Source organism: Mesobacillus jeotgali, from assembly GCF_002874535.1.
GTDB lineage: Bacteria > Bacillota > Bacilli > Bacillales > Cytobacillaceae > Mesobacillus > Mesobacillus jeotgali.
Genome location: NZ_CP025025.1, coordinates 239,856 through 253,792 on the forward strand (window position 1 = coordinate 239,856; position 13,937 = coordinate 253,792).

General features: G+C 41.3%; 18 protein-coding genes. 11 read left to right on the forward strand and 7 right to left on the reverse strand.

Annotated features, from left to right (window positions below; genetic code table 11):
• Positions 1–173 precede the first annotated feature (173 nt).
• Positions 174–704, reverse strand: coding sequence for a GNAT family N-acetyltransferase (locus CD004_RS01155; RefSeq protein WP_233434914.1), 531 nt, complete (start codon positions 702–704; stop codon positions 174–176).
• A 208-nt stretch (positions 705–912) separates the two neighbouring features.
• Between CD004_RS01155 and CD004_RS01160 the strand changes: the two genes are divergently transcribed.
• Positions 913–1,161 (forward strand): YuzF family protein, encoded by a 249-nt coding sequence (locus CD004_RS01160; protein WP_233434915.1) that lies wholly within the window; start codon positions 913–915, stop codon positions 1,159–1,161.
• Positions 1,162–1,203: 42 nt separating this feature from the next.
• On the opposite strand, the gene CD004_RS01165 is transcribed toward CD004_RS01160, so the two are convergent.
• The 3 genes from CD004_RS01165 to CD004_RS01175 all read right to left on the reverse strand — a co-directional run bounded on the left by CD004_RS01165 (position 1,204) and on the right by CD004_RS01175 (position 4,128).
• A complete protein-coding gene (locus tag CD004_RS01165; protein ID WP_102261086.1) occupies positions 1,204–1,959 on the reverse strand; it encodes a YibE/F family protein in 756 nt (251 codons plus the stop codon).
• Complete coding sequence (locus CD004_RS01170; protein ID WP_233435003.1) at positions 1,956–3,089, reverse strand: YibE/F family protein; 1,134 nt, start codon at positions 3,087–3,089, stop codon at positions 1,956–1,958. Before CD004_RS01170 ends, CD004_RS01165 begins: the two co-directional genes overlap by 4 nt.
• A 316-nt stretch (positions 3,090–3,405) precedes the next feature.
• The gene (locus tag CD004_RS01175) at positions 3,406–4,128 is read right to left on the reverse strand and encodes a TspO/MBR family protein (RefSeq protein ID WP_102261088.1); all 723 of its coding nucleotides are present in this window, start codon (positions 4,126–4,128) and stop codon (positions 3,406–3,408) included.
• Between the two features lie 293 nt (positions 4,129–4,421).
• On the opposite strand from CD004_RS01175, the gene CD004_RS01180 reads away from it, so the two are divergent.
• Positions 4,422–5,135, forward strand: coding sequence for a toast rack family protein (locus CD004_RS01180; protein ID WP_233434916.1), 714 nt, complete (start codon positions 4,422–4,424; stop codon positions 5,133–5,135).
• A gap of 92 nt (positions 5,136–5,227) precedes the next feature.
• Here CD004_RS01180 and CD004_RS01185 read toward each other — a convergent pair whose 3' ends face one another.
• Positions 5,228–5,632, reverse strand: coding sequence for a hypothetical protein (locus CD004_RS01185; RefSeq protein WP_233434917.1), 405 nt, complete (start codon positions 5,630–5,632; stop codon positions 5,228–5,230).
• Positions 5,633–5,769: 137 nt separating this feature from the next.
• Here CD004_RS01185 and CD004_RS01190 point away from each other — a divergent pair, with 137 nt between their 5' ends.
• Together CD004_RS01190 and CD004_RS24165 are read left to right on the forward strand one after the other, a co-directional pair.
• On the forward strand, positions 5,770–6,051 hold the full coding sequence (locus CD004_RS01190; protein ID WP_158651450.1) for a hypothetical protein: 282 nt from the start codon (positions 5,770–5,772) through the stop codon (positions 6,049–6,051).
• Between the two features lie 158 nt (positions 6,052–6,209).
• Entirely contained in the window at positions 6,210–7,064 is an 855-nt protein-coding gene (locus tag CD004_RS24165; RefSeq protein ID WP_180321264.1) for a hypothetical protein, read from the forward strand.
• 386 nt (positions 7,065–7,450) lie between these two features.
• Here the strand turns inward: CD004_RS24165 and CD004_RS01200 are convergent, their stop codons facing one another.
• Positions 7,451–8,440, reverse strand: a complete 990-nt coding sequence (locus tag CD004_RS01200; RefSeq protein WP_102261090.1) for a DUF3231 family protein — start codon at positions 8,438–8,440, stop codon at positions 7,451–7,453.
• Between the two features lie 340 nt (positions 8,441–8,780).
• Here CD004_RS01200 and CD004_RS24170 point away from each other — a divergent pair, with 340 nt between their 5' ends.
• The 7 genes from CD004_RS24170 to CD004_RS01235 all read left to right on the forward strand — a co-directional run bounded on the left by CD004_RS24170 (position 8,781) and on the right by CD004_RS01235 (position 13,263).
• Positions 8,781–9,089 (forward strand): hypothetical protein, encoded by a 309-nt coding sequence (locus CD004_RS24170; protein WP_180321265.1) that lies wholly within the window; start codon positions 8,781–8,783, stop codon positions 9,087–9,089.
• Positions 9,090–9,223: 134 nt separating this feature from the next.
• Entirely contained in the window at positions 9,224–9,526 is a 303-nt protein-coding gene (locus CD004_RS01210) for an EthD family reductase (RefSeq protein ID WP_102261091.1), read from the forward strand.
• Positions 9,527–9,690: 164 nt separating this feature from the next.
• Complete coding sequence (locus CD004_RS01215; RefSeq protein ID WP_102261092.1) at positions 9,691–10,647, forward strand: SDR family NAD(P)-dependent oxidoreductase; 957 nt, start codon at positions 9,691–9,693, stop codon at positions 10,645–10,647.
• A 135-nt stretch (positions 10,648–10,782) separates the two neighbouring features.
• Positions 10,783–11,088 (forward strand): hypothetical protein, encoded by a 306-nt coding sequence (locus CD004_RS01220; protein ID WP_102261093.1) that lies wholly within the window; start codon positions 10,783–10,785, stop codon positions 11,086–11,088.
• A 119-nt stretch (positions 11,089–11,207) separates the two neighbouring features.
• Entirely contained in the window at positions 11,208–11,711 is a 504-nt protein-coding gene (locus tag CD004_RS01225; RefSeq protein ID WP_102261094.1) for a GNAT family N-acetyltransferase, read from the forward strand.
• Positions 11,712–11,826: 115 nt separating this feature from the next.
• Positions 11,827–12,390 carry a Uma2 family endonuclease gene (locus tag CD004_RS01230; RefSeq protein ID WP_102261095.1) on the forward strand — a complete coding sequence of 188 codons (564 nt, stop codon included), beginning with the start codon at positions 11,827–11,829 and terminating at the stop codon, positions 12,388–12,390.
• A 174-nt stretch (positions 12,391–12,564) separates the two neighbouring features.
• Positions 12,565–13,263, forward strand: coding sequence for a SurA N-terminal domain-containing protein (locus CD004_RS01235; protein WP_102261096.1), 699 nt, complete (start codon positions 12,565–12,567; stop codon positions 13,261–13,263).
• Positions 13,264–13,333: 70 nt separating this feature from the next.
• Here the strand turns inward: CD004_RS01235 and CD004_RS01240 are convergent, their stop codons facing one another.
• The gene (locus CD004_RS01240; protein ID WP_102261097.1) at positions 13,334–13,927 is read right to left on the reverse strand and encodes a TetR/AcrR family transcriptional regulator; all 594 of its coding nucleotides are present in this window, start codon (positions 13,925–13,927) and stop codon (positions 13,334–13,336) included.
• Between the last annotated feature and the right edge of the window lie 10 nt (positions 13,928–13,937).

The following is a 13,937-nucleotide window of genomic DNA, read 5'->3' on the forward strand; positions in this document are numbered from 1 at the left end:
TTATTTGTGTATTAATCACGTGAATTTTTAAATAGGAACTTGGGGTTTATTCGAAGGTACGATAAGCCATGAAGAAGTACCCTTATGCAGCGGTTTGAGCCTACAAAGGGTACAATTACCGAAGAAAGATACGCTTATGGAGCCGTTTGAGCCCACATAAGGGTATCTTTCATTTATGTATTTCTAAGAACCGTAATGAATCCATCCAGAATTTGATGGCTTACTTTAAAGCCTTTACTTTTGTAAAAGTTCAGGGCGGCATCATTCCCGTTGGATACATAGATGAACTGGTCTTGAATATCATCCAGGGAATCCAGCCATTCCTTGGATTTTTCAAACAGTACCGACCCGATGCCCATGCTGCGGTATCCTTCTTTTATATAAAACTGCGAAAGGCAGCCGACATCATTTCCTTTTACGGAATCCATATCAAAGAAAGTAGCAAAAGCACTTGAATAAACTTCTTTTGGCGAAACATTGCTATACACGTATCCGACCATCTCATCACCATCCATCGCGGCAATGATATGATTCGCCTTCGCGTTTTTAACGGAGGGGACCATTCTCGTTTCAAAGCTCATGCCATCAAAGAGCTCCGGGCGAAAAGTGGCTAGTGATTTTTGATAGATCATCAACTCATTGCAAAGGTGTTTTACCAGGCTAATCTGATCATCAGGAACAAGCTCGTAACGGATTGGCATCATCCAACTTCCTCTCTTAACAAGGTTCTTAATGGAATTATATCGCAATCCATCATTTCTTGATAACCAAAAAAACGCCTCATGAAGACCAATCGCTGTTCCCTCCCACGAGATCCCAGTGCCTTCGAGCTGTTGGCCGCAGGGAACAAGCCGAGCCAGCCGGTCATAGAATGAACATGAAAAAGTGGCCTGCCTGAAGGGAGAAATGAACATGATGATGCGCAATGGAATGTATTCACAGGGAACACAAAACGGACCTATGAATGTGGTGGTAGTTGAGCCATATGTATATGCAGCTCTTCATAATCTTATCGGGAAAAGAGTCGTTCTGGATACAACACGTGGTTCAGTTAGCGGAATTGTAATGGATGCCAAGCCGGACCATGTGGCGATAAAGGAGCATGATTCCACATTTTTTGTCCGGATACGTGAAATCGTTTGGGTTATGCCGGAGAATTAAAGTTGGATTGTAAAAAAAGAAGCAAAGGGAGCACCCTTTGCTTCACTTTCTGGCCACTAAAAAATAGGCGGTAATCCAGGAGGTAATCGGAATCACAAGTGTTACGCCAATTCCTGCGCAGAGGATCGTGATCATTTCTGCGCTGAAGATTTTTGAATTGATGATTTCTCCTGCTGAATAGGACAGGTCTTTGAACCAGATCAGCAGGGCAAGGTAACTTCCGAAAAAGGCGAAAAATAACGTATTGGTGCTGGTCCCTAAAATATCCTTGCCGATGCTAAGCCCTGATTTGAACAGATCCTGTCTGCTGATGTCCGGGTTATGATAATGGATTTCCCGCATCGGGGAGGAAATCGCAATCGCAGCATCCGTTATTGCGCCAATCGTGCTCATGATGATGACCGATACGGCAATTTTAACGAAATCCACCCCAATATGAAGGGAGAACATGCCAAGCTCCTGGATCTCTTCTTCACCAAAGCCCTGGATTCTTGCCCGGTCCGCAATGATAAAAATAAACAAAAGCAAAACTACCGTTGAAATCACCGTTGCGATAAACGCAGTTTTTGTCTTCTTGCTCACTTCGTTGATGTAAAAAAGGTTGATGACGCTGATGAAAATACAGGCGACCAGCGTAATAATAATCGGATTTGCATTTGGGTCATTCATGAAAATGACGGCGATGAAGATCACGATGAAATTGAAGAAGATTGCCAAAAAAGAGCGGACGCCTTTGCCTCTTCCAATCAGAGCCATCAAGATAAATAAAATGGCAGCCAACACAACTAGAGCATTCATAATCCAGCCCTCTTTCTATTGATAAAAAAGATCGTCACATAGAGGCCGATTGGGATGGTCAAAACGATTCCAATCCCGCCTGCCAATGCCCTCGCCATTTCAAGCGAAAGGTTCATGGAAAGAGCAAAGCCCAATGGAGAGCCATTTTTAAAATAAAGAATCAGGATCGGAATCGAACCGCTGACATAAACAAAGAACAGGATATTCGTCATCGTGCCCATGATGTCCTTGCCGATTTCCATACCCGATTTGATAAGCGCCTTAACGGCTATGTTATTGTTCTTTTCGAACATATGGAATATCGAAGAAGACATCGTAATCGCGACATCCATGATAGCTCCAAGGGATCCAAGGAACAATCCGGCCAAAAACACCGCATGGTACGGCCGGGTAATAAATTGTAGCTCTTCGTAGCGCAGCCCTTTTTCCGATGTTCCCCATAGGACAAGCCAGACGATGAACAGGGAGGCAAAAGTCCCCAGGAGCGTTGCAATGACGGCGGCATAGGTTTTTTCATTGAAGCCATTCACGAGCAATAAGGAAATCACGGTAAAAAGAACAACAGCCACACTGCAGATCAGCAACAGGCTCCAATGGGGGTTGTTTAGATAAATATCCAATGCATACGAAAGCAGAAGGGCGTTGATCACCAGGCTGATGATCGAAAACAGACCTTGCTTCCTGCCGACAATCAATAACACAAGAACAAACACCCATGCCACATACATAAGGTATTTATCGCGTTTCACGTCTTTGATGGTACCCTGTAATTCTCCTGTATCCTCTCTGGGCGAATCAATATCGACGAATAATTCGTCGCCGGCCTCGAATTCATGGTCATACGCTTTCGAAGTAGAGAATTCATTCACCAGATAAATGAGCTCGCCCTTCTCTTCGCCATTTTTTATTTCAGCAGTTAACTGCTGAGTGAATAGATGGTCTTTATTATCGAGCGGATTTATCACTTCTGTCTTTTCAACGACTTCTGTCTCCAGAACCTTCACAATCGTGCGTTCATACAGGAAATGATTATGATGGACAAAGACAATGGTCGCAGCAATGAATAGGACAAAAAGGGATAGGAAAAGCAATTGCTTCTTTTTAAGTAGGTTGCTGAATGGATTCAAGATAGGCCTCCACGTTTGTAAAATAAAAAACACCTTCGTTGACTGAAGATGTGCATTAGTAAGAGCATGGTTTTTTATTTCGTAGATTATGTTGCCAATGGTCGTGGTCATTATGATGACAAGTGATCAGTCAAAAGTATCTTATCAGTAATGATTTTGATAAGTCAAACAGAACAAGGGCTGCCGGCTTTTATGAGCCTGTCTGATCCCAACAATCAAAAAGGAGTCCTCTGCAATCTTGATGAGCTGGTGCTACTGACGCCCCATTGCTATAAGGATTGCTTTTGGACTCCTGAATGGACATAAGAGCTGTCCGAAATCAGTGCTTCTTAAACAGCCTGAAAAATATCATCATCAATATGAATGCGGACAGGACATAGGAAGTGGTGCTGACTATCGAGTGGGAGGCAGCATTCTTCACACCGATTCCAATAAAGGCCCAGACGAATACGAGCGGATAGATATGATCCTCATTTTTCCGCTGAAAGTAAAAAGCCAGGAGTGTGGCGACCACGAGCATGATCAGTGTCCAGGTGACATCCGACAGACCGAATCCATTCCAACCTATATCCTTCAAGTAATAGCTGATATTGGCAATGGTCGCGACGCTGATCCAGCCGAGGTAGACAGAAAAGGGAAGAAGATCCCACAATGAATGGTCTTCATTTTTGATGAGATGATAAAGCCTGATTAGGGTCAACAGCAAACCAATCATCACCAATACCGTCAAAAGGAAAAACTCGTAATGCCATAAAAGGATCCAGGCGATATTAAGGACAGAGCTCAGTACATAAAGCGGGGTAGCTTTTTCGTAAATCGGCAAATTCCTCCTTGAAGCGGGAAACTGCCTGATTGTCCAAATAAACAATAAGAAATAAATCAATCCCCATATCCCAAAAACATATCCAGCCGGAGTGAACAACACATTCAGTCTATTGGATATTTCCCCCGTCGTCTGCCCGTTGATCGGAAGGATATTAGCAAGCGCATTGACCAGCACGACGAGCACTGTGGCAGTCAGATTCAAGAAAAAACGTCCCATTCTCATCCCAGCCTTCATTTTTGTAGTTTATTCATATTATTCCAATTAACAAAAGTGCATAACTACATTTAGCCTTTGTGCAAGGGGATAAACATTCCGATGTGCTGGGGATACCGTCATGCCTTCTATCTAGAGTTTCCCTGATCCTCGGAGGTCTATTAAGACTCGCACATTTGTTCCATTATATTCCATGAATAGGTCTCAAGACTGATTACAAGTTAAAGCCCCAGCCTGTTATATGAAAGTGGGGAGTGCCTTATGATTAACCTATAATCAATTGGAGGCGAAATATAATGAAAAAAATGATCGGTTTTGGTTTGGCGGCCTTATCGGCTGTATTAATTCTGTCAGGATGTAATAATACGATTCTTGCTAATAACGAAAGTGATGATGAAATTGTCGTTGAGAAGGATCGGGCAAAAGAGCTTGAGGTTGTTCTGAATTTTGGCGCCGGGAAAATGGATGTTGCGGGCGGTGCAGATGAATGGATAAATGGTAATGCAATCTATGAACCTAAAAAAATGAAACCCGAAGTCTCATATGATCTAAGCGGGAAAGTCGGGAAGGTGGATATCTCTCAGCCAGATCATTTTAAACTTGGAAAGATGAAGAATGAATGGGATCTGAAAATCAGCGAAGATGTTCCAGTGGATCTTGTCGTGAATGCAGGGGCATCAGACACGGATCTTGACTTGAAAGGAATTCAACTTTCCAACCTTGAAGTGAACGCAGGTGTTGGTGAAATAACCGTGGATCTCGGAGGAGAATGGAAAGAAAGCTTTGATGCCCGTATTTCATCGGGAGTAGGAAAGATGACCGTTATCCTTCCAAAAGATACAGGAGTAAGAGTACACGCACAAAAAGGCATCGGTTCCTCATCCTTTGAAAACTTAATTTCAAAAGGAGACGGCGTCTATGTAAATGAAGCCTACGAAGATGCAAAAGTAAAGATTGATTTGGATGCAGACTTAGGTGTCGGCGAAGTAACATTTAAAACGGAAAAATAACTCGGACAAAGGGACGGTTTCAGCATTTCATAATTCTTAATGAATTGTGGGATGCGAAGCCGTCCTCTTTCTTCTAATCAGCTTCCTGAAGATTAATGTATGGACTCTTCAATTTCTCTGACGATCATCCATTTCCCCTTGATCAGCTGCCAGTTTTCAATCGTAAACAGCCGCGCTAATACGTCTTCATTTTTAATAATTAGCTGCTCATAAAAGACCACGGCGTTTTCATCGTTACGCAGACGGATCACCCGGTTGTCAAAGCGCTTCTGACAACCCAGAAAATGCATGACAGATTGGTTCAAGCCATCTATGGACTCCTGTTTGGTGAAAAATGCAGGCTTTCCCTTGGTGTCTCTGAAGAAAGCGACATAATAGTCCTCTGTCATTCGATCTAAATCTGAAGTGTCGCCTGATGCCATAGCCTTATTCCAATCATCCAGAAATTCATCATGCATGAGTGCAAACTGATTTGCCTGATTTTTAAATTCAATCATATGTATGCCTCTCGCTTTCATACTGAAGGAATATATGTAAATGTATTCGAGCAATCAGTCAATATTTCCTCTATGAAAATCAAACATTCAACTGCTGATATTGGATTTTTATGGTAAAGTTGATTTGAGGAGGGATAATGTTGAGATTTAAGATATTTAGAATTATACATTTAGTCATGATGGGGATTATCACGATACCAATCAGTATTTTTATGGCAGCAGGGGCAATTGGGGAAAACTTTGGTGATGATTATTTTGTTGATCCTGGATTCCTTGTGTTTATTTTAATATGGCTAGTTGGTGCTGTTCTCTCATTTACTAAAAAAGGTGCGAAGTTTGGGTTGATCATCAGTGCCTTGCCTCCAATACTTTTCTTGGGGACTATTACTTATACTATTATTAGCGGCTTTTTTATATGAACCTTTCTAAGAATGAAGCTATTATAGGTCGTGAACAAAAGAAACTGAGAGAATTGAAATTTTTTACTGACAGTTAGTTTTGGAGTTTTTGGTTGATTAAAGCCTTTTAGTGGAACAGAAATAGTAAACATCAGTAGATAAAATGGGGTTCGAATTTGATGGACACTAAAAGAGTATTATTGCTGCTATGTGGCATGGACTTATTGCTTGTCGTCATGCATTTGGCGGGTTACTTCTTTCTATTCTTAGTTCCGACGGGTTATATCATTCCATTAGCGGTGAATTTTTTGGTTTTAGCTGTACTCGCATATCATTCAACCAGGTTTAGAAAAAGGTGGACAATCGCTGGTATGACTGTGATTTTACCATTATTGCTGGTTCATAGTTTCATGGTTTTGCTCTGGGATTATAGTTACACGAAGATTGATTCGCCATGGAACAAGCAATCTGTCGTCATTGAATACCGCCATTTTTCATTAGGTGAAACGACTTATCAGTACAACTTTTACAAAACAAGATTTGGTTTAGTCGGAAAGCTTCTTGATGATCAATCGATTAAAATGGTTATTCAAGGTACGGAACATCCTGGACTGGATGCAGAAGGAATTCTGGGTATGGAAAGTGCTGAGTGGATCACGGAAAATACGATTCGTTTTCCTGCCTGGCAGGGGATGAAAGAAGTGCATCTTGGTGATTCTGAACTAGGAAGAATTGGGGAATCAGAATCTATTAGAAGTGAGGAAGAAATCATCACAGAGATCGAGGCTTTCATGGAAAAGACCAAGAAGCGAGAGAACGGCTACACAATCCATATAAATGGAAATCAACTGGTCATACGGTATGACGAGGCAGCGGACGAGAGTTGGATTGAGGTAACAAGTGAAGGGGACAAGGGACCGATTCCACAACAACAGTGCTCCCGCATTGAGCCCGATGAAGAACGAGGATATTATATGCTGCAGGAATGCACCCATCGATGGGAGTATCCTTTGTTTCCATTAGGCAGCGAGTAAATTTGTGACGGACAGATATTAACAAAATGTTATGCTTTGACCAACCCATTGGTAAAATTGAGCGGTTACAACAAAAAGTTGAGCTAACGTTCAGGGCTATTGTGCCCTGAGCGTTTTTTGCGTAGAACTCAGGAGTGGTAACGTTTCAGCCCTTTTTAATCAAACGTTTGATTAAGAAAATTATAGGGGCAGTATTTTGTCCACATCACTTTTAATGATTATCATTTACAATTCTGTAGAGAGGGACATGGGACGGTGATGTCCGAAGAGAAGCAAGGAAAGTGTGCACGCCTTTTTACTATGAAAAATATTTATTAAATAAAGGAGTCAGCAAACCGGGAGAAGCGATTTAGCCGATAGTAAAAGTGCTTGTTGAAGCTCCCTTCTTAATTGCTCCTTTTGGGAGCAAGCGGGGGAGTTTCCATCCAGCCTTTTTTGATCAGAAGTTCTGTGGAATCCTGGGCGAAGTCTGCCACCTCTGCTGCCAATCTGGTGAAGTCCAGCCCGATATCCCGCTTTATGGAAAGCGACAAAGCACTGCCGTAATTGGCCAAACCCTGGGCGTTTAAAAAACTGACCATATTGAGCATCAATTTTTCAGAGAATGGCGGTTCTGTCGATGCGGTTATTCCCGTATTCCACGTATTTGGTACTGGGAGATTCTCTTGTTTCAACGCTGTCGCTAAAACCTCCACATGCTTTGTGGCAATTTCCTTTCCTCTGACAAACTTGTTATGGATTTCGCCTTTTTTGCTAACCTGGATAAAGCTGGTCATCAATGCCTGGCCAAGGGTGTTGGTCACTAGATTGTAGAAAATACCCGCAATTTCAATCCCGGCAATGGGACGCTTCTCACCGATCCATCCATTTAAAAGGTTTTCTTTCTTAACATAGCTTACTGACTGGGGCATTGGTATATAAGGAGCTCTGACCCATAACCCTTTTGATAATAATAACTTCCTTGAATCATTTAATAATTTCGTAGCTTGGGTAACGAGATTTTCATAAAAAGAAAAAATATCATCTCTTGCAATGGTATTGATGGCGAGGGATGAATAATCCATATTCCCCTTTCCTATAAACCATTGGAAGTAAAGGATAAATGGGTCAGTATACAGCCTGGCCGCATTCGGGTTTACATCGGATTCAGTAAAACCCGCCGGAACAGGAAAATCATCTCCTTCAAATATCTCTTTCATCCAGGCAATATTCTTCTCGCAGGAATCCAACGAACTTTTGTTCAATTCTTTTATTTCAGGGTCTTCAACTATTCTGTCAAAATACGTCAATAAACAATGATTCAGGGTTTCAGCCTGGTAGGTAGACCATAAGAACCCCATTTCAGTCGCTGTCATATCTATTTGATTCTGGCCCATAACGGTTACACCTTCTTATTTGCATTTTTTGATAGTATTGCCTTTTTGCCAATAATTATGAAGAGGTATACATGGAAATGAAAAGTCTGAGATGATTCTTTGCTCTGCTCTTTGAGTAGTATCGTAATTGATTGCTTCCTGCTTATTAAAAAAGATAAAGATTGGAATTTCATGCCTTGGAATGGCAGACATTTTTTTAAAAGAAAGGAATTGACAGATGGGACAAGCGGCTGGTTTCAGTGTTTTATAAATCCCTATGTATTTTTAATAACGAAACCTTTTCGGAGTAAAAGCGTAACATTAGATAGGGTCCAACGCAGAATTCTCCAGGGGGTGCATTGTGGCTGCAACGATTTTTTTTACCGTGGTTATTCTGGTCCCAATCTATGGCTTGTTGATTTGGACTTACTATGAACCTGAAGAAAGCATCCTGTTTGGGAGCCGCTGGATGTATAAAGAAGAACCGGAAATATCGAATAAAGCTATCCGCTATTCTAGGTTCATAGCGATGGTTTCCATGATTGCCATCCCTTTTGCTGTCGTAAGTATCATCCTGGAAATCTATGTGCTTCGAATAGTATTAGTGATCATCCCAATCGTGTTTATATTCGGGGGACTCAAAATATTCACAGAGGATAGAGATCAGTAAACCGGCTGATTTTGGGAGGATTTGCAGAACAGTCCCCCTTTTTCCACAGGATTTTGTCGAAGGGTATTTCTTTAATAAGAATATTTCGTTCTTTATAATGGGGTTGTAGGGCATTTTTCCTAAGGGGGATGAAGATGGCGAAAATCATTGTTACTTATGACCAACCGAAAGACCAAGAAGGTTTTGAAAAGCACTACCATGAGGTTCATATTCCACTTGTTCAGAAAGTGCCAAATTTAAAAGGTGCAGAGGTTCATCGTGTACTACAATCCATGTATACTGAGGAGAAATTATACTTGATTGCTGAACTGCAGTTTGAAAGTCCGGAAGTTTTGACACAGGCGCTGGCAACACCAGAATTCCAGGAAGTGCAGGGAGATGTAAAAAATCTAGTAGCCTATCTTAATAAGCCCCCAGTAGTAGCGATTGTGGATTAAATAATGGAAGCAAGGGGACATTCCCTTTGAAAGCGCGAGGGAGACCTTGTGCTTCTTTTTTTCGCTCTTTGTGGCGGATTGAGTATAATTTCTGCCATCGAATCTCATTAATGCGAATATAAGTTACTATAAAGAGAGTGATCCTTTTTACATAGGAGGTTCTTATGAACGATAAAATCGTGGTCATTACAGGAGCGAATTCTGGTATTGGCAAGGCGGCAGCCATCAAGTTTGGCAATGAGGGGTACACCGTAGTAATGGCTTGCCGCAACCTTGAGAGAAGCAAAATCGCCCAACAGGAAATAATTGAAGCGACCAAGAATCCGCAAATTGATTTACTGCAGCTAGACATCTCTTCATTCAAATCCATCCACCAATTTTCCACAGTGCTCAAAGACAAATATCCAAAACTGGATATTCTGATTCACAATGCGGCTTATTTAAATCACGGGGAGAAAAACTACTTGCTAAGCCAGGATGGCATCGAGCTTTCTTTTGCCACGAATACCGTGGGCCCATTCCTGCTCACCAGGCAATTGGTTGGGATGCTTGAAAAATCGGGGGATGCCCGAGTGCTGCATGCCTGCACGACCAATATCAGGCATTTTTTCGATCCGAAAAGGAAAATTGAGTTCGACAACCTCCAGGGAGAATTCAAAGACGAAAGGCCATTCAACGCCTATAAGATGTACGGAGATACCAAAATGGCCTTGTTGCTGATGACATTTAAAATGGCCGAAGAATTGAAAGAACACCGGATCAGCGTCAATGCCGTGCAAATTTCGGCTATTAAATTATCGAGAGAAACCATTGAAAAATTTCAATCAGGCTGGAAATTCGCGGCAAGGATTCAGAATGTGTTCAGCGCACCTCGTGAATCCATGGCCGACACCTACTTCCACATATGCACTTCAGAAGAGTTTAAGAGTGTGACAGGCAAATTCATCAACGATAAAAGGAAGGTGATGGAGCCATCACATTATTCCAATGGACTGGCACAGGATATCAAGCAATTAATGGATCAGAATGTATATCCAAAATATGCAGACAATCCGGAGAATATCGAGAGAGTCTGGGATCTGTGTGTCAGCATGACGAGTAATCCTGTAAGCAGGGTATAGGGAAGCAGAGGGTACGTCCCTGTGCTTTCCTCAGGAGGGATTAGAGCCTCTCTTGTAGAATTTTTATGAAGTGACTTTAAGGAAGTTGATTAATAATGAAGGTTCTTACATTACAATTGAATGAGGGGAAGCTTTTTGAGGATAAAAATTATCATTATAGCAGCTTTGGTCGTTGTTTTTATTCTATTTCATTCAACACCTACTATGGCTTTGAAAACACATGTTTTTATAATGGGATATCCAAAAGCTGCGATTTTATCAGGGGTGATTCAAGATGAATATCATAACAAAGTGGACAAAGAGAAATTTGCTGAATTGAACGCTAAGGCGTACACCCTGACCAAACCGCCAATTGAAAAAGCTACACAAGGTGAACTTAGAAATTATCTTGTAAGGAAAATGGGGTTTTTACACTTTGCTGAATACTATGGTGAAGGTTAGCGGAACCTGTTGGTCGAGATGCAAGAAGCCCTATTCAAATTGTTGAAAAAATATTGACCGATGATGAAATAGGTTTTATCTGTTAGTTGCTAGTTATCAAGGGTGAGCGGGTGGACAGTATGGAAGGTTCTATTAAAATAAATAAAATGCTCCCAGATGATTGGGAAAAAGTACGAGCAATCTACCTTGAGGGAATTGCTACTGGACATGCAACTTTCCAAAAGGAAGCACCTTCCTGGGAGGAATGGAATCTCAGTCATGATGCGGAATGTCGGATTGTTGCGTGTTTAGATGGAGATATTGTTGGTTGGGCTGCATTGAGTCCTGTATCAAGCAGGAGTGTGTACGCAGGTGTTGGAGAAGTTAGTGTGTATGTCAGTCAGAAACATAATGGAAAAGGGATTGGCAGCTTTCTGTTAAGATCCTTGATTGAAATAAGTGAGCAAAATGGCTTGTGGACACTACAATCTAGCATATTTCCTGAAAACGAAGGAAGTATTCAATTACATAAAAACCATGGCTTCCGAGAAATGGGGAGGCGGGAGCGGATCGGAAAGATGGAAGGAGTATGGCGTGATACGATCATATTGGAAAGAAGAAGCAGGATAGTGGGGAATAATTGATTTTGGATAACCATTTGTCACATTGAACCGTTGAGGGCTATGTCCCACCCTTATGACTCTTGGAGAATTTTGAGCGTATATAATATAATTATAAAAAAGCGGGAAGGGTGAGGTCATGAGCTTACCAGAAGAAAAGCATATTTCATTAGATGAATATTATCGGATTAGAGAGGATTCTGACCAGCTAATGGAGTATATAGACGGTGTAATTTTTATGACTCCTTCACCTTCAACGATGCATCAAAGAATCTCAGGGCGTTTACATGCTCAGTTATTCCAGCTTCTTGATGGCTCTGATTGTGAGGTATTCCACGCGCCATTTGATGTAGAACTAAAGAATGAACAGATGGATGGGACCAAGATTGTAATCCCTGACCTTTCTGTTATTTGTGACAAGACCGGATTTCATGAGAATAAATATGTAGGAATTCCTTCTCTGATTATTGAAATTATTAGTCCTTCAAATCAATCACATGACCTGGTTTTTAAGCTAAACCTCTATATGCAGTATGGGGTGAAAGAATATTGGATCGTGAATCCACTACTCAATACAATTCAAGTATATGTGTTAGATGAAAATAACAAATTCAAACTGCATGATGTAGCCAAAGATAAAGGCTCAATAAAATCAACCATCATCAAACAATTCAACGTTGATATAGAGAAGCTTTTCTCCTGAATGAAGTGCGGGGACGTTCCCTGTGCTTCTTTTTTTCCATTAGTGGCGGTTTTTTATGATTGAATTTCACATGCCAAATATATTTCATTCTGATAACATTTTCTTTAAAACTTCCATTTTATTTCGAGTAATGTGATAATATGACGGACAAGTTATGTGAAAGGGGAGTTTTATATGATGAAGCGTATTTTAACAGGCATTTTCATTTTGAGCATTGCCGTTCTTGTGCTTGGAGCATGCAGCAATGATAGCTCAAAAGGGAATACTGAGAAAGAAAATAAAGGAGATTTGGTTGCGACAGTAGATGGGGAAGGCATTTCGAAGCAGCAGTATGAGAAAGAGCTGGAGGTCATGAAAGCAACTTATGAACAGCAGGGCATGCCGGCAGACCAGATGGATAAAAAGCAGAAGGAAGAACTGGAAAAGTCGGTTCTGGAACAAATGATCAATGCAGAGCTGCTTCTCCAGATAGCTGAGAAGGACGGCATCTCGATTGAAGATAAAGAAGTCGATGCAGAGCTTGAAAAGATCAAAGCTAACTTTGAAGATGAAAAACAGTTTGAAGAAGCTCTGAAAAAGAATGAAATGACCGAGAAAGAGCTCAAGAGCCAGCTGAAAAAGCAACTGACGGTCAATAAATATCTGGACAGCAAGATTGGAAAGATTGAAGCAACTGATGAAGAAATCAAGGTTAATTATGATCAATATAAAGAGATAGTAAAAGGCCAGGAACAAGAGCCCGAAGAATTAGAGAAGGTAAAAGCACAGCTTGAGCAGCAGATTATAGCTGAAAAGGAAAATGAAAAAATCAGCAAGCTGGTTGAAAAACTCCGTAAAGAGAATGAAGATAAAATTAAAATCATCGAGGCATAGGGATGATTCTCACAAGAAAAAAAGGAACCAATCAGGCATAACGCTCTGATTGGTTCCTTTGTTTTTTTCGTTACTCTGCTTCATTAGCCGCAAAGATTTCATTTAGATGTGTCTTCAAAATCCGCGTCAATTTTTCCTCTGTGTATTTTTCTGGAGAAATCATGGCATGAAGGGCTAGTCCATCGACCACAGCCCGTAATCGTTCAATCTCCACCTCCATATCCAGCTCGTTCTTAAGAAGGCCATGTTGCTCCAATTGCGTCATCATGAGGGTGATCCCTTGCAGCATATCATCGGATTCCGGGGAGAATTTCCGCTGCCTGACTCCGTTCATAAATTGGAACCAAACGGCCATTTCCTGATACGTTTCTTCGTTATGAGGAATCATTTCCAAGAGAATGCGCAAGGTTGATTCTTCGGGGGGAAGCTGCTGTTCAAGAATCCTCTGAATCCTTTGCTGAACTCGCTCCTTCACCAGTTCCAAAGTGAATCCGATTAATTCATCCTGGGTTTTGAAATAGTAACGAAGTGCTCCCAGTGATAATCCTGCTGCCTCTGCAATATTTCGGACTGTTGCTGCTTCCGCGCCTTTCTCAGCGATCACTTTCCAGGTGGCACTTGCAATAGTTTGTCTTCTTTCTTCGTGGTCAACATGTTTTGGCATGTTCTTATTT

Bases quoted from the DNA above. Each gene is read 5' to 3' on its own strand.
- CD004_RS01155 (WP_233434914.1), bottom strand. From the start codon at position 704: ATGATGCCAATCCGTTACGAGCTTGTTCCTGATGATCAGATTAGCCTG.
- CD004_RS01160 (WP_233434915.1), top strand. From the start codon at position 913: ATGATGATGCGCAATGGAATGTATTCACAGGGAACACAAAACGGACCT.
- CD004_RS01165 (WP_102261086.1), bottom strand. From the start codon at position 1,959: ATGAATGCTCTAGTTGTGTTGGCTGCCATTTTATTTATCTTGATGGCT.
- CD004_RS01175 (WP_102261088.1), bottom strand. From the start codon at position 4,128: ATGGGACGTTTTTTCTTGAATCTGACTGCCACAGTGCTCGTCGTGCTG.
- CD004_RS01180 (WP_233434916.1), top strand. From the start codon at position 4,422: ATGAAAAAAATGATCGGTTTTGGTTTGGCGGCCTTATCGGCTGTATTA.
- CD004_RS01185 (WP_233434917.1), bottom strand. From the start codon at position 5,632: ATGATTGAATTTAAAAATCAGGCAAATCAGTTTGCACTCATGCATGAT.
- CD004_RS01190 (WP_158651450.1), top strand. From the start codon at position 5,770: ATGTTGAGATTTAAGATATTTAGAATTATACATTTAGTCATGATGGGG.
- CD004_RS24165 (WP_180321264.1), top strand. From the start codon at position 6,210: ATGGACACTAAAAGAGTATTATTGCTGCTATGTGGCATGGACTTATTG.
- CD004_RS01200 (WP_102261090.1), bottom strand. From the start codon at position 8,440: ATGGGCCAGAATCAAATAGATATGACAGCGACTGAAATGGGGTTCTTA.
- CD004_RS01210 (WP_102261091.1), top strand. From the start codon at position 9,224: ATGGCGAAAATCATTGTTACTTATGACCAACCGAAAGACCAAGAAGGT.
- CD004_RS01215 (WP_102261092.1), top strand. From the start codon at position 9,691: ATGAACGATAAAATCGTGGTCATTACAGGAGCGAATTCTGGTATTGGC.
- CD004_RS01225 (WP_102261094.1), top strand. From the start codon at position 11,208: ATGGAAGGTTCTATTAAAATAAATAAAATGCTCCCAGATGATTGGGAA.
- CD004_RS01230 (WP_102261095.1), top strand. From the start codon at position 11,827: ATGAGCTTACCAGAAGAAAAGCATATTTCATTAGATGAATATTATCGG.
- CD004_RS01235 (WP_102261096.1), top strand. From the start codon at position 12,565: ATGATGAAGCGTATTTTAACAGGCATTTTCATTTTGAGCATTGCCGTT.
- CD004_RS01240 (WP_102261097.1), bottom strand. From the start codon at position 13,927: ATGCCAAAACATGTTGACCACGAAGAAAGAAGACAAACTATTGCAAGT.